Raw genomic sequence first — 14,622 nt, 5'->3', positions numbered from 1 at the left:
CCATGCACGATGCGCTGATCTTCACCCCCGACAATGTCGACCTGACCCGCTCGCCGCTCCGTCGCGGGATCGCGGAGCCGACCTTCGTGCTCGGCGCATTCAATCCCGGCTTCACCCGCCTGCCCAGTGGCAATTTGCTGCTGATGGTCCGCATCGCAGAGGCCTTGTCCGAACCCGTCCATGGCGATCACGTCCATGCGATCCGCTGGACCCCTGCCGGCTACGTGCTCGACGCATGGCCCCTTGCGCAGGTCGACATGACAGACCCGCGCCAGTTCGAGCTGAAGGGCAGCCGCCATCGCATCCTCGCGCTCACCTCGCTGTCATGGCTGCTGCCCGTCGAGCTCGATCCCGCCGGCGAGACGATCGTCGCGGTCCATTACGACGCCGCGATCGAGCCCGTCGCCGGCTATCAATGCTATGGCGTCGAGGATGCGCGCATCACCCGGATCGGCGACATCTGGTACATGACCACCTGCTCGGTCGGCGCCGAACGCCATTGCACCACGCTGCACACCTCGCACGATGGCCTGCACTACCGACTGGAAGGGATCGTCCTCGACCATCAAAACAAGGACATGATCCTGTTCGAAGGGCTGGTGGACGGCAAGTTCATGGCGCTGACCCGCCCGCTGGGTGAAGTCTATTTCGCCTATCCGCCCGACAGCCCCTATGTCGGTGGCCCGTCGATCAATTTCGCGCAAAGTCCCGATGCGCTCCACTGGAAACCGCTCGACGCGCCGGGCCTTCGCGCGCGCAAGGCGTCCAGCTCGGCGATGAAGATCGGCGGCGGCACACAGCCGATCCTGACAAGCGAAGGCTGGCTGATGATCTACCACGGGGTCGAGGCGCGTGAGAGCGTCGGCATCTACCGAAGCTTCTGGGCATTGCTCGATCGCGACGATCCCGCGCATATCCTGCGGGTCGAGGATGACGTACCGCTGCTACAGGCGAACCCCGCGCTCACCACGCCGATCGCGCACCAGATGTATCTGCCCACCCCCGTCGTGTTCTCCACGGGCCTCGTCGATACCGGTGACGACTATCTGGTCGCCAGCGGAGAAGCCGACCTCGCCTGCCGCATGACCCGCCTGCCGAAAGCGCTGTTCGCATGACGCAATGGTGGAAATCGGGCACGATCTATCAGGTCTATCCGCGCTCGTTCCAGGACAGCGACGGCGACGGCATCGGCGACCTCAAGGGGATCGAGGCGCGGCTCGACCATCTCGTCGCGCTCGGCATGGACGCCCTGTGGATCTCCCCGATCTTCCCTTCGCCGATGCGCGACTTCGGCTACGACGTCGCCGATTATTGCGGTATTGACCCGCGCTTCGGCACCCTTGCCGATTTCGACAACCTGCTTGCCGCCGCGCACGCCCGCGGGCTGAAACTGCTGCTCGATTTCGTCCCCAATCACAGCTCGACCGACCATCCATGGTTCCGCGAAAGCGCCTCGTCGCGCGACAATCCGAAGCGCGACTGGTACATCTGGCGCGATCCCGCCGCCGATGGCGGCCCGCCCAACAACTGGATCAGCGACTTCGGCGGCTCCGCTTGGGAATATGACGCCCACACCGGCCAATATTACTACCACGCCTTCCTGAAGGAACAGGCAGACCTCAACTGGCGCAACCCGGATGTGCGGGCCGCGATGATGGACGTGCTGCGCTTCTGGTTCGACCGCGGCGTCGATGGCTTCCGCATCGATGTGCTGTGGCACATGGTCAAGCACGCCGACTTTCCCGACAATCCGGCCAACCCCGACTATCTGCCTACCATGGGAGAGATGCACGCCGTCCTCCAGCGCCACTCCACCGACCAGCCCGAGGTGCACGATATCGCCGCGCAGATGCGCACGATTGCCGATGGTTACGACGGCGACCGGGTGCTGATCGGTGAGATCTACCTGCCCGTCGAACGGCTGATGCGATATTACGGCCTCGCCGCGCCTGAGGTGCACCTGCCCTTCAATTTCCAGCTGATCGACGCGCCGTGGCATGCCCGCCAGCTCGCGCAGCTGATTACGGATTACGAGGCTGCCCTGCCCCCCGGCGGCTGGCCCAATTGGGTGCTCGGCAACCATGATCGTCCCCGCATCGCCAGCCGCGTCGGGGAAGCGCAGGCGCGGATCGCCGCCATGCTGCTGCTGACCCTGCGCGGCACGCCCACCATCTATTACGGCGACGAGATCGGGCTTGCCGACGTCGCCATTCCGGCCGATCGCGTGGCGGACCCGCGCGAATTGCGCGAACCCGGCCTCGGCCTCGGCCGCGATCCCGTCCGTACGCCGATGCCGTGGAACGACAGCCCGCACGCCGGCTTCTCCACGGCCGAACCCTGGCTGCCCCTCAACCCCGACTGGCCCGTTCGCAACGTCGCCGCGCAGAACGCCATGCTCGCGCTGTACCGCACGTTGCTCAACCTGCGCCGCAAGCATGCCGCGCTGGCCATCGGCGGCTTCCGGATGATCGACGCGCAGGGCGACGTCCTCGCCTACGAACGCACCCATGGCGACGAACGCATCGTCGTGGCGCTCAATCTCGGCACGACTGAGCAGCCGTTCGCCTTTCCCGTGGGGCAGGTGCTGCTGTCGACGCTGTCGCACCCGGCGCCGCCGGGCTTGCTCCGCGCGAACGAGGGTATCGTCCTGCTGGCGGACGGCTGAACGGATGTATTGGTTTGAACGGCACGATCCACCGGTCGACCTTTCATCGCGAACCGCCTAGGCCGTCCTCATGAAGATCGCGATGCTAGCCCCCATTTCCTGGCGCACCCCGCCGCGCCACTATGGCCCGTGGGAACTCGTCACCAGCCTGCTCACCGAGGCGCTGGTGAAGCGCGGTATCGACGTGACCTTGTTCGCGACGCAGGACAGCCTGACCGCCGGCACGCTCGCCGCCGTCGTCCCCGCGCCCTATTCCGAAGACCCGACTATCGACGCGAAAGTCTGGGAATTCCGTCATCTCGCGAATCTCTTCCACCGCGCGGGAGAATTCGACCTCATACACAACCAAGCCGACTTCCCCGCCCATGCTTTCGCCCACCTCGTCGATACGCCGATGGTCACCACCATCCACGGCTTCTCGTCCGATCGCATCCTGCCGATGTACCAGCCCTATCAGGACCGGGTGCACTATGTCGCGATCAGCGACGCGGATCGCTCGCCCAGCCTCCGCTATGCCGCAACCATCCACCACGGCATCGTCCTCGACGCGTTCCCCTTCGACGCGGCGGGCAACGACGACCTGCTGTTTTTTGGCCGCATGCACCCCGACAAGGGCGCCGCCGAAGCCATCGCCGTCGCCCGGGCGACCGGTCGCCGCCTCGCGATGTACGGCATCGTGCAGGATCAGGGCTATTACGAACGCAGCGTGCGGCCGCATCTCGGCGATCGCATTGTTCATCCGGGCGCGGTCGGCGGCGAAGATCGCACCCGCGCACTGGGACAGGCGGCCGCCCTGCTCCACCTCATCAGTTTCGACGAACCCTTCGGCCTGTCGGTGATCGAGGCGATGGCCTGCGGCACGCCGGTGATCGCGATCAACCGCGGCTCGATGCCCGAACTGATCGAACATGGCGTCACCGGTTTCCTGGTGAACAGCGTCGACGATGCGATCGCCGCCGTCGCCCGCCTGCCCGAGATAGACCGCGCGGCCTGCCGCGCCGCCGTCGCCGACCGCTTCAGCGTCGAGCGGATGGCGGACGATTATATCGCGCTCTACCGCCAGATCCTGGGCGCCTAGCCGGCGTCGCCGTCCCGCCGCGGCGCAGGGTGAGTGAGAGCAATACCCCCGCAACATACGCTGCTGACCGCGCACCGGTTTTGCCCTTATAGGACAGCGATGTTCGTCCGGCTGCGCCGTTTCCTGTCCGAAGAAAAATGGGACTTTCTGCCCCATGAGATCCCGGCCATCCCCGGTTCTCCGGGGGCGGTCGAGCATCGGACGCACCACCGCATCGCCTATGGCGTCATCGCGGTGCTGCTCGGCCTGACCGGCGGCTTCGGCAATGCGTTGATCTCGGCGAACACGTACACCTTACAAGGTGCACTCGGCCTCGATCCGGCGGAGATCGCATGGCTGCCCACGGTCTATGTGATGACCAACGTCAGCATCAATCTGCTGCTCATCAAGTTCCGCGCGCAATACGGCCTCCGACCGTTCGCGATGATATTCCTCAGCATCTACGCCGCGCTCACCTTCGGCCATCTGTTCGTCCGCGGCTTCGACACCGCCATCCTCGTGCGTGCCGCCAGCGGCATGGCGGGTGCCGCGGTCAGCAGCCTGTGCCTCTATTACATGATGCAGGCGCTGCCGCTGAAATGGCGGCTGAAGGCAGTGGTGGTCGGCATCGGCGTGCCCCAATGCGCGACGCCGCTCGCTCGATTGTTTTCGCCGGATCTGCTCGCCATGTCCCAATGGCGCACGCTCTACCTGTTCGAACTCGGGCTCGCCCTGCTCAGCCTCGCTGCCGTCGCCTTCCTCCGCCTGCCGCCGACGACGCGTGCCAAGGCGTTCGAACGGCTCGACTTCGTCACCTTCGTCCTGTTCGCCGGGGCGATGGCGCTGTTCGCCGCGGTGCTCGGGCTGGGGCGGATCGTCTGGTGGACCAACGCCGCCTGGATCGGCTGGGCGCTGATCGCCGCCATCCCGATGCTCGGTGCCGCGCTGTATATCGAACATCACCGCGTCAATCCGCTGCTCAACACGCGCTGGCTGGGCAGTGCCGACATCGTCCGCTTCACGATCGTCACGATCATGGCCCGCATCGTCCTGTCCGAACAGACCTACGCCGCGGTCGGGCTGCTCACTGTCCTGGGCCAGAACAACGACCAGTTGGTCTCCTTCTTCTCGATTATCTTCCTCGCCTCGGTCGCCGGGGTCGTGCTCAGCGCGGTGACGCTCGACGTCAACCGGCTGTCACACCCGATCATGCTCGCGATCGGCCTCGTCGCGATCGCCGCTTTCTTCGACAGCCACGCGACCAGCTTAACGCGCGCACCGCAGATGTACGGGACCCAGGCGCTGATCGCCTTCGCCGCCACCTACTTTCTCGGCCCTGCGCTGCTGTTCGGGATGACCCGCGCGCTGCAACAGGGATCGGGGCACATCATCAGCTTCGTCGCGCTGTTCGGCATGATCAATTCGATCGGCGGCCTCGCCGGCACGGCGCTGCTCGGCAGCTATCAGGTGATCCGCGAAAAGGCGAACAGCGCCGCGCTGGTTCAGGCCATCGACCCTACCGACCCGATCGTCGCGCAACGGTTGCAGGCCGGCGGTGCCGCCGTGTCGCGCGTGGTCGGCGATCCTGCGTTACGCAGCGCGGAGGGCGGCGCGATCCTGTCGCAGACCGCCACGCGGGAAGCGAACGTGCTCGCCTATGACGACGTCTTCCGCCTGATCGCGGTGCTGGCCGCGCTCACCTTCTGCTACCTGCTGTTCCTGATGATCCGGCGTGCGCGCCGCGAACGTCGTGCCGCCCTTGCCGGAAACACGCCATGACCGACAGTCGCAACCCCGTCGATCCCACGCCCGCCACCGAAGAAGCCCGCGCGGAGGTCCAGCCCGTCGCCGCGCCGACGGCGGTGGCCCCGCCCAGCGCGCCTGCCGGCTCGGGCTGGCGGCCGCAGCCGCCCAGCCGCACCGCGCTGATCGTCATCGTCCTGCTCGCGCTGGGCGGCGTGCTCGCGGTCCTCGCGGCGTGGCGGCTGCCGCCCTTCGCCAGCGCCAACCAGACGACCGACAACGCTTATGTCCGCGGCCGCACGACGGTGATCGCGCCGCAGGTGTCGGGATATGTCACGCAGGTCTACGTTCGCGACTTCGCCGACGTGAAGGCCGGCCAGCCGCTCGTCCAGATCGACGATCGCATCTATCGCCAGCGCGTCGACCAGGCGAGCGCGCAGGTCGATGCGCAGGCGGCGACGCTCGCCAACGCACAGCAGTCCGAAAGCAGCCGGACCGCCAGCCTCGCCGCGCAAACCGCCGCCGTCGCCAATGCCGAAGCACAGCTGATGCGCGCGCAGGCGGACATGAACCGCGTCAACGACCTCGTCACCGACGGTTCGGTGTCCTTGCGCGAACGCGATCAGACGCTCGCCGCGCTGCGTCAGGCGCAGGCCGCAGTGCAACAAGCCCGTGCCGCACGTGAGATCGCGCGGCAGGATATCCGTACCGTGCAGGTCGGTCGCGGTGGCCAGCGCGCCGGTGTCTCGGGCGCCGAAGCCGCCCGCCGCCTGGCGCAAATCGATCTCGCCAACACCGTCATTCGCGCGCCCGAGGGCGGTCGGCTGAGCGAAGTGGGCGTCCGCGTCGGCCAATATGTCACCGCCGGGTCGCAGTTGATGTTCCTCGTTCCACCCGAAACCTGGGTCATCGCCAATTTCAAGGAAGCGCAGACCGCACGCATGGCCGTCGGCCAGTCCGCCAGCTTCACCGTCGATGGCCTCGCCAATGCGCGCCTGCTCGGCCATGTCGAACGCATCAGCCCCGCGGCGGGATCGGAATTCGCCGTGCTGAAGGCCGACAACGCCACCGGCAATTTCACCAAGGTTCCCCAAAGGATCGCCGTGCGCATCCGCATCAATCCGGGCCAGCCGCTCGCGCAACGCCTGCGCCCCGGCATGTCGGTCCAGGCCCGCGTCGACACCGCCAACGGGCCGGTGGTGCAGTGATCGCCTCGCCACCCCGCCACTTGGGCTGCGGCACTCGCAATAATCCGGGACGCAAATCAGCTTGCTCGATCATGTCGCCCTTCCGCCTGCCGTGGAGGACTATACTTTGGCGTGGTCTTCGGCGCAGCGCATGCGGTGCGATGCTATGTGCCGCCCTCGCCGGCTGCATCGGCCCCCGCCCCGCACCACCCGCGACCAGCGCCGTCGTCCCGCCGCCACAGTGGCGCACGGCGCTCGGCGCCGGGCAGCCGGTTCGCGCCGACTGGTGGAACGCGTTCGGCGACCCGGTCCTCACCGATCTGGTTGCACGGGCGCTCGCGAACAACGTCGACCTCGCCGCCGCCGCATCGCGCATCGACGAATCGCGCGCCGCCGCGCGGCTGGCGCAGGCCCAGCGTACGCCCACGCTGGGCGGCAACCTGCCCGGCACCACCGGCCAGACCGTCAGTCCGTTCGGTACCCCCAGCGATGCCTTCGGCGCGCAGCCGGCGATCACCGCCAGCTACGATCTCGACCTGTTCGGTCGCCTTCGCCAGGCGTCCCGAGCGGCGCAGGCGCAATTGCTCGCCAGCGAAGGCGCCCGCGACACCGTTCGCTTGGCCATCGCCGGCAGTGTCGCGAGCGGCTACATCGCGTTGCGCGCGCTCGACCAGCGGCTCGCCGTCGCGCAACAGACGCTCGCCGCCCGGACAGAAGCGTTGCGCATCGCACGCCGCCGGGCCGAGGCGGGCTATACCTCCAACCTCGAACTGCGCCAGGCAGAGGCGGAATATCGCGCCACCCAGCAACTCGTCCCTGCGGCGCAGCTGGCGATCAGCCGTCAGGAAAACGCCCTCAGCCTGCTGCTCGGCACCAGCCCCGGCCCGATATCGCGTGGCCTGCCCCTCGACCGGCTGCTGGCGCCCGCAATCCCCGACGGATTGCCCGCGGACCTGTTGCGTCGACGCCCCGACCTGTTCCAGGCTGAACAGACGCTGGTCGCCACCGACCGCACGCTCGACAGCGCGCGCGCCGCGATGCTCCCCAATCTGGCGCTTACCGGATCGGCCGGGGTCGTCCTCTCCACCGCACTCGCCAATCCGATCGGCGTCTTTTCGATCGGCGCCAGCATCCTCTCGCCGATCTTCGATGGCGGCCGGCTGCGCGCGCAAAGCGACATCGCCGCCGCTCGCCGCGACCAGGCCGCCTTCGCCTATCGACGTACCGCCCTGACCGCGTTCCAGGAGGTCGACAACGCGCTTGCTGGCGTCCAGCGCTCCGCACAGCAGGCGACTGCGCTGGGCCTGCAGGTCGACGCTCTCGCAGGCGCACTGCGGAACGCCAGCAACCGCTATCGCGCCGGCTATACGTCTTATATCGAACAGCTCGACGCGCAGCGCGGCTTGCTCACCGCGGAACTCGCGCTCGTGCAGGCCCGCGCCGACCGGGCCACCGCCTATGTCGCGCTGTATCAGGCGATGGGCGGCGGCTGGAACCGGGAGGACATAGCCGCGACCAGTCGCTGATCCCGCCCGATGGACGCGGCTCTGCCCGGTCGACGCGGCTCGGTTCGTCGCGCCCACAGGATCGCTCCGCGTTGCGGATCGTTGCCGGATCAGCATAGGAGTATGTCATGCCGACCGATCAGCCCAACAATGCACCCGACGAGCTTATGCCGCGCGATCACGATACCGCTGCGCGTGTGCTGCATGACGAAACGCTCGACACGCAGACGGGCGGCGGCGGCCTTGGACCACGTTCGGCGGTGACCGGCAAGGGCCAGCACGGCACCGCGCCCAATGCGCCGATCGACACCGGTCTGCCGGCGGAAGACGCTGCCGGCGAAGCCCGCCGCCGAGCGACCGATCCGGTCTGAGCCCCACTTACAGAGACGATTTGCCACCGATGGCCGATGAAGACCTGCAAATCTCCGGTGCGATCAGCGTCGGCAGTTGGGATTGGGACGTCGTGGCCGACCGGGTCACCGCCGACCCCGCCTTTGCCCATCTGTACGGCGTCGACCCGTCCGCCGCCCGCGCGGGTGCCCCGATCCGGCATTTCTTCGCCGCGATGCACCCGGATGACGCAAGACGAGTGCAGGCAGAAATCGCCCACGCCCTTGAAACCGGCGAGCCGTTCGAAAGCGACTATCGCTTGTACCAGCCCGACGGACGTGCCCGCTGGGTCGCCGCCCGCGGGCGGGCGATGCTCGACGCTACGGGTCGTGCGGTCCGTTTCCCGGGCATCAGCTTCGACATCGATGCGCGAAAATCGGCAGAGCTTCGCCTGCAGGCGCTCGTCCAGCTTAACGATGCGCTGCGCGCCACCGGCGATCCCGCCGACGTCGCCTATGCCGCGGTCGAAATCCTCGGTCGCCTGCTCGATGTCAGCCGCTGCGGCTACGGCACTATCGATCCTGAGGCGGAGACGATCGTCACCGAACGCCCGTGGTGTGCGCCGGGCATCGATCCCCTGCCTTCGATCCTCCATTTCCGCGATTACGGCTCGTACATCGAGGACCTGAAACGCGGTGATACGGTCGCGATCGGCAATGCCTATACCGATCCCCGCACCCGCGACACGGCAGAGGGGCTGAAGGGCCTCGCGGCGCTGTCGTTCATCAACATGCCGGTCACCGAACAGGGCGGATTCGTCGCGCTGCTCTATCTCAACAACGCTGTTCCGCGGCCGTGGCTGCCCGAAGAGGTCGCCTTCGTCCGCGACATCGCAGAGCGCGTCCGCGATGCGGTCGAACGGCGCAGGGTCGAACAGGAACTCAGCGTCCTGACCGCCAGCCTCGAACAGCAGGTCGAGGCGCGCACCCGCGAATTGATGGTCGCCGAGGCGCACCTTCGCCAGGCGCAGAAGATGGAAGCGGTCGGCCAGCTGACCGGTGGACTGGCTCACGATTTCAACAACATGCTGACCGGCATCTCGGGCGCGATCGAAATGATGCAGGTCCGCATCCGGCAAGGGCGGATCGGCGAGCTTGAGCGCTATTCCACCGCCGCGCTAGGCGCGGCCCGACGCGCCGCGGCGCTCACCCACCGGCTGCTGGCGTTTTCGCGCCGTCAGACGCTCGATCCCAAGCCGACCGACATCAACCGCCTGATCGACGGCCTGCGCGATCTGATCCAGCGCACCGTGGGACCCGGCGTCGAAGTTGAGACGGTCGGTGCCGGCGGATTGTGGCCGGCGATGGTCGATCCGAACCAGCTTGAAAATGCGCTGCTCAACCTTTGCATCAACGCGCGCGACGCGATGCCCGACGGCGGCCATATCACGATCGAAACCGCCAACCGCTGGCTCGACGAGCGCAGCGCCAAGGAACGCGATCTCGAACCCGGCCAGTACCTTTCGCTCTGCGTCACCGACACCGGCACCGGCATGACGCCCGACGTGCAGGCGCGCGCATTCGACCCCTTCTACACCACCAAGCCGATGGGCGAGGGCACGGGTCTGGGTCTATCGATGATCTATGGCTTCGCGCGCCAGTCGGGTGGCCAGGTGCGCATCTATTCCGAACTCGGCCAGGGCACGACGATGTGCATCTACCTGCCACGTCATTATGGCGATGCCGAGGATGATGCCGCCCCCACGACCACCACGCTGCCGGTCGCGGCAGAGGGGCACCATTCGGTGATGGTCGTCGATGACGAACCGACGATCCGCATGCTGGTGGTCGAAATCCTCGAAGAGATGGGCCACACCGTGCTGGAGGCGGGCGACGGCGCCGGCGCGATGCGGCTGCTCGGCACCGGCGCGCAGGTCGACCTGCTCATCACCGACGTCGGCCTGCCCGGCCAGATGAACGGCCGTCAGGTCGCCGATGCGGCGATGGCGCTGCTGCCGGACCTGAAGGTGCTGTTCATCACCGGCTATGCGGAAAACGCGGTGATCGGCAACGGCCCACTTGCCCCCAATATGGCGCTGGTCACCAAGCCGTTCGCGATGGACGTCATCGCCGACCGCGTTCGCGCCATTCTGGAGGGGTAGCGGCCCTCCCCGCCAAGAAGACGGCGGAACCGCATGGCGTAGGGCGATTGCCGGTACGGCGCTAGCGGCTTCCGGCGACTGGCGATTGTTCACCGCTAGGTGCCGGATAACGCTCAGTCGCCCGCCATCGCCAATAACCGCTCCGCCTCGGCAAGGTGCAATCGCTCCACCATCGCCCCGCCCAGCCGGATCGCACCCTTGCCCGCCGCGTCGGGCGCGGCGAAGGCCGCCACGACACCGCGTGCCCATGCCAGTTCCGCCTCCGACGGCCCGAACGCCGCATGTGCCGCGGCGATCTGGGCCGGATGGATCAACGTCTTGCCATCGAACCCCAGCATGGCGCCTTGTGCGCATTCGGCCGCCAGCCGCGGCTCGTCGCCGATCGCGTTGCACACGCCGTCCAGCGCCACCAGTCCCGCGGAGCGGGCAGCGATCACCACCTGCACCAGCGCCGGCACCAGCGGATCGCGCGCCTCCCCCGGCCGGCATCGCATGTCCTTGGCAAGGTCGTTGGTCCCCGCGATCAACAGTTCCAGCCCCGCCCCCGCCGCAACGATCTCGGCCAGCCGCAGAATCGCCCCGCACGTCTCGATCATCGCCCAGACCGGTGGACCGTCCGCACCCAATATCCCGCGCACCGCCATCAGGTCGGCGGCCGACGCCACCTTCGGCACCACCACCGCGTCGACCCCCGGCGCAGCCGCCAGCACCGCCGCGTCCTCGCGACCCCATGGCGTATCGAGCGCATTGATCCGTACGGCGCAAAGCCGATCGCCGAACCCCTCGCCCGCCGCCGACACCGCCGCGTCCCGCGCCGCCGCCTTCACCTCGGGCGCGACCGCATCCTCCATATCCAGAATGACCGCATCGCAGGCCAGCCCCCGCGCCTTCGCCATCGCCCGCGGGTTGGAGGCGGGCATGAACAACACGCTGCGACATTTGCGGATTTTCCGGGTCATGCGTCCTTCTATCAGGCGCTCACCAGCCGGGCGAGGTCGATCAGCGTCCGCGGCATCGCCGCGCCGGGCGGTGTGGCGATATAGCGCGACACCCATTCCGGCCCGTATTTCGCCTTGAAGGCACGCAATCCGGCAAAACCGTACAAACGCTCGCCATTGGCATACATCGCATGCCCCAGCCGCGCCCATAGCGGCGCCAGCCGACCGCTCGGCATGCCCGACAGCGGCGCCATCCCTAGGTTGAACCGATCGTAGCCCGCATCGCGCGCCCATTCGATCAACCGCACCATCATCATCTCCATCGTACCATAGGGTGCATCCGGGCGGTGGCGCATCAGGTCCACCGACGTTTCCTCGCCATCGCCGGATACCCAGATGTTGGCGAAGGCGACGATCCGCCCTTCCACCCGCACCAACGCGATCGGGAAGCGCGTCAGATAGTCCGGGTCGAACGCGCCCAGGCTGAACCGTTTCTCGCGTCCCGCCTTGTCTGCCAGCCACACTGCCGACACCTCGGCCAGCTCGCCCATCAACGCCGGCACCACCGCCGCCGACTCGACCGAGAACACGGCCCCCGCCGCCTCGGTCCGTCGCACTGCGTGGCGCAGCGACTTTCCACGCGGCCCCGCCATGGAAAACAGGGCGGTAGCGACATGCGCCTCCTCGCCATATTTGATCGCCTGTAATCCCAGCTCGACGAACAACGGCAGCATCCGCTCGCTCGCCTGATAGAAGCACAGCCGACCCGCTCGCGCATCGCAGGCCCGGCGGATGCTCCACACCAATTCGCTCCACGCCGCTGCCGGGCCGACCGGATCGCCCATCACCACCCAGCTGCGGCCCTGCACCCGGTACATCAGGAACGCATCGCCCGCCGCCGACACGACGAAGCTCTTGTCGCCGGTGAACGCCAGCGCCGTGTCGGTGCGCGACGCGTGCGCCGCCGCCGCCGCGATCACATCTTCGGGTGGCAAAGCATCGGGCAGCGACCGCGTCGCACTGGCGGTCAGCAGCTGCCACGCCGACGCCGCGGTCAACAGCACCCCGGCGGCGAAACTCGCGCGCAGGAATCGCGGCGCATTGGCGTCGAACGCGAACCGCCACCACAATTCGTCGCTGTAGGGCGTGCGCTTGTAGGCGAAGAATCCCGCCCAGATGCTCAGCCCCACCGCCGCCGCCGCCGCGACCAGCCACGGCCAGCGCGGCCGATCGGTCAGGATACCGCCCTCGCGATAGAAGCTCGCACGGCAGTATTGCAGCACGCCGGCGACGATCAGCTGCAACAGCGCCTCTTCGTAATCCAGGCCCTTCATCAGCGAAAACAGCGCGCCGCACATCAGCAACACCCGCGCCGCCGCCCAGCCGGACCGCAGCCGCGCGGTCAGCGCGGGGGCCACCAGCAGCATCGCGGTGCCGATCAGGCTGCCCGCCATGTGCGACCCTTCGATGAAGGGCAGCGGCACCAGATCCTGCAGGTCGGCCAGCCGCCCCTTCACGCCCGGCAGCGCGCCGGAGACCAGCATCACGAGCCCGGCGACGAACACCAGCACGGTCACCGCGCTCGGCGCCAGCAATTGCCCGGCGCGATCGACATAGGACAGGCCGCGCCGGATCGGATGGCGCAGCCGCCACCCCTCGGCCACCGCGATGCCGATCGCCGCGATCAGCAGCGGCAACAGATAATAGATCAGCCGATACAGCAGCAATCCCGCGAACAGCGCCGGCCGGTCGCCCGGCACCGTCGCCAGCACCACCGTCTCGAACACGCCCAGCCCGCCCGGTACGTGCAGCAGCAGCGCGACCACCACCGCCACGGCATAGGCGACGACGAAGGCGGGGAACGCCGCGATCGTGCCGTGCGGCGTCAACACGAACAGCGCCGCCGACGCCGCACTCAGGTCGGCAAGCGACAGTGCGCCCAGCGCTGCCATCTGCCGCAAGCTGGGCAGCGCGATACGCAGCCGCCCCCAGCCGAGCGATTCGCGCCCGCTCGCCCGCACGATCGGCAACACCGCCAGTGCCGCGATCAGCGCCGCGCCCATTGCCCGTGCCGCCGCCGGCCCCAGCGTCACCGGCCCCAGCGCGATGCCGTCGCTCAGGATCAACCCGATGCCGCCCGCACCGGCCACGCCCGCCCAGAACGCCATGGCGCAGATCGCCGCGACCTGCGCGATCTCGCCGAACGCCAGGCCCGCGGCCCCATACAGCCGCAACCGCGCCGATCCGCCGGTAATCAGCGACAGGCCCAGGTTGTGGCTCAACGTATAGCTGGTGAACGATCCCGCCGCGGCGATCCGCCATGGCAGCGGCCGGCCGACGCCGCGAAGCGCCACCCAGTCGAGGCCGGTCAGCAGCAGGTAACTGATCGCGGTCAGCCCCAGCGCCGCCGCGATCCGGCCGTCCGGCACCGCATGCAATGCGGTTCGCACATCGCTCAGGTGCACTTCGCGCAACACTAGCCGCAACGCTTCGAACCCGATCGCCGCGACGATCAGGACCGCAGCGACGGTCAGGCTACGGCGATGCCGCGTCGCCAGCGCGATACCCGCATCCAGGCGCATGCGCGTCACGCCACCCGGTGCCACACCTGCGATTTGCACAGGAAGCCGCCGACGAGGCAGCCCGAGATGCTCAGCGTCCCCGCAGACGTCTGGCGGATGCGCGAGGAAAAGCTGCGCCCCATGTCGGGCACATAGACCCGCCCCGCCCAGCTGCCCCGCCCCTCGGGACGATAGCCCTGCAGCAACTGCGTCCCGACCAGACCGGCGATCCCGGCATCACGCGCATCGGCCTGCGCCTGCGGGCTCGCCCAGACGATCTGCCCGCACAGCGATCCGTCCGCGCATGGCCCGGTCTGCACCGCCAGCGTCCCCTTGGGGTTGCTCCAGCGGCCGATCACGGCGTCGGGGCGCTGCGTCGCCATCGCTTCCGTCGTCGTCAGGCCCAGCGCCACCATGGTCATCATCGCCGCCCACGCGGCCATCCATTTCGTCATCATACTCTCCCCCATCCCTT

11 protein-coding genes are annotated in these 14,622 nt (G+C 68.1%); 8 read left to right on the top strand and 3 right to left on the bottom strand.

The window, feature by feature from the left end:
- Positions 1-2: 2 nt before the first annotated feature.
- The 8 genes from GTH33_RS07695 to GTH33_RS07660 all read left to right on the top strand — a co-directional run bounded on the left by GTH33_RS07695 (position 3) and on the right by GTH33_RS07660 (position 10,648).
- Complete coding sequence (locus GTH33_RS07695) at positions 3-1,115, top strand: glycoside hydrolase family 130 protein (RefSeq protein ID WP_163957918.1); 1,113 nt, start codon at positions 3-5, stop codon at positions 1,113-1,115.
- Positions 1,112-2,665 (top strand): alpha-amylase family glycosyl hydrolase, encoded by a 1,554-nt coding sequence (locus tag GTH33_RS07690; RefSeq protein WP_163957917.1) that lies wholly within the window; start codon positions 1,112-1,114, stop codon positions 2,663-2,665. The genes GTH33_RS07695 and GTH33_RS07690 overlap by 4 nt, the downstream gene beginning before the upstream one ends.
- Before the next feature lie 70 nt (positions 2,666-2,735).
- Positions 2,736-3,743, top strand: coding sequence for a glycosyltransferase family 4 protein (locus GTH33_RS07685; protein WP_163957916.1), 1,008 nt, complete (start codon positions 2,736-2,738; stop codon positions 3,741-3,743).
- A gap of 99 nt (positions 3,744-3,842) precedes the next feature.
- Positions 3,843-5,501, top strand: coding sequence for an efflux MFS transporter permease (locus GTH33_RS07680; protein WP_163957915.1), 1,659 nt, complete (start codon positions 3,843-3,845; stop codon positions 5,499-5,501).
- Entirely contained in the window at positions 5,498-6,673 is a 1,176-nt protein-coding gene (locus tag GTH33_RS07675; protein WP_163957914.1) for an HlyD family secretion protein, read from the top strand. The genes GTH33_RS07680 and GTH33_RS07675 overlap by 4 nt, the downstream gene beginning before the upstream one ends.
- A 140-nt stretch (positions 6,674-6,813) precedes the next feature.
- On the top strand, positions 6,814-8,178 hold the full coding sequence (locus tag GTH33_RS07670; RefSeq protein ID WP_163957913.1) for an efflux transporter outer membrane subunit: 1,365 nt from the start codon (positions 6,814-6,816) through the stop codon (positions 8,176-8,178).
- A gap of 107 nt (positions 8,179-8,285) precedes the next feature.
- The gene (locus GTH33_RS07665) at positions 8,286-8,528 is read left to right on the top strand and encodes a hypothetical protein (RefSeq protein WP_163957912.1); all 243 of its coding nucleotides are present in this window, start codon (positions 8,286-8,288) and stop codon (positions 8,526-8,528) included.
- Between the two features lie 29 nt (positions 8,529-8,557).
- Positions 8,558-10,648, top strand: a complete 2,091-nt coding sequence (locus tag GTH33_RS07660) for an ATP-binding protein (protein WP_163957911.1) — start codon at positions 8,558-8,560, stop codon at positions 10,646-10,648.
- Between the two features lie 113 nt (positions 10,649-10,761).
- Here GTH33_RS07660 and GTH33_RS07655 read toward each other — a convergent pair whose 3' ends face one another.
- Genes GTH33_RS07655 through GTH33_RS07645 form a run of 3 tightly spaced genes read right to left on the bottom strand, consistent with a single transcriptional unit; the run spans position 10,762 to position 14,605 of the window.
- Complete coding sequence (locus GTH33_RS07655) at positions 10,762-11,607, bottom strand: HpcH/HpaI aldolase/citrate lyase family protein (protein WP_163957910.1); 846 nt, start codon at positions 11,605-11,607, stop codon at positions 10,762-10,764.
- Between the two features lie 11 nt (positions 11,608-11,618).
- A complete protein-coding gene (mprF, locus tag GTH33_RS07650; RefSeq protein ID WP_163957909.1) occupies positions 11,619-14,168 on the bottom strand; it encodes a bifunctional lysylphosphatidylglycerol flippase/synthetase MprF in 2,550 nt (849 codons plus the stop codon).
- 5 nt (positions 14,169-14,173) lie between these two features.
- Positions 14,174-14,605, bottom strand: coding sequence for a DUF2147 domain-containing protein (locus GTH33_RS07645; protein WP_249055041.1), 432 nt, complete (start codon positions 14,603-14,605; stop codon positions 14,174-14,176).
- Positions 14,606-14,622 lie beyond the last annotated feature (17 nt).

It is taken from the genome of Sphingomonas insulae (genome assembly GCF_010450875.1).
In the GTDB taxonomy this organism is placed as follows: domain Bacteria; phylum Pseudomonadota; class Alphaproteobacteria; order Sphingomonadales; family Sphingomonadaceae; genus Sphingomonas; species Sphingomonas insulae.
The sequence above is the reverse complement of the archived record's forward strand: the minus strand, read 5'-3'. Positions and strand labels throughout refer to the sequence as shown.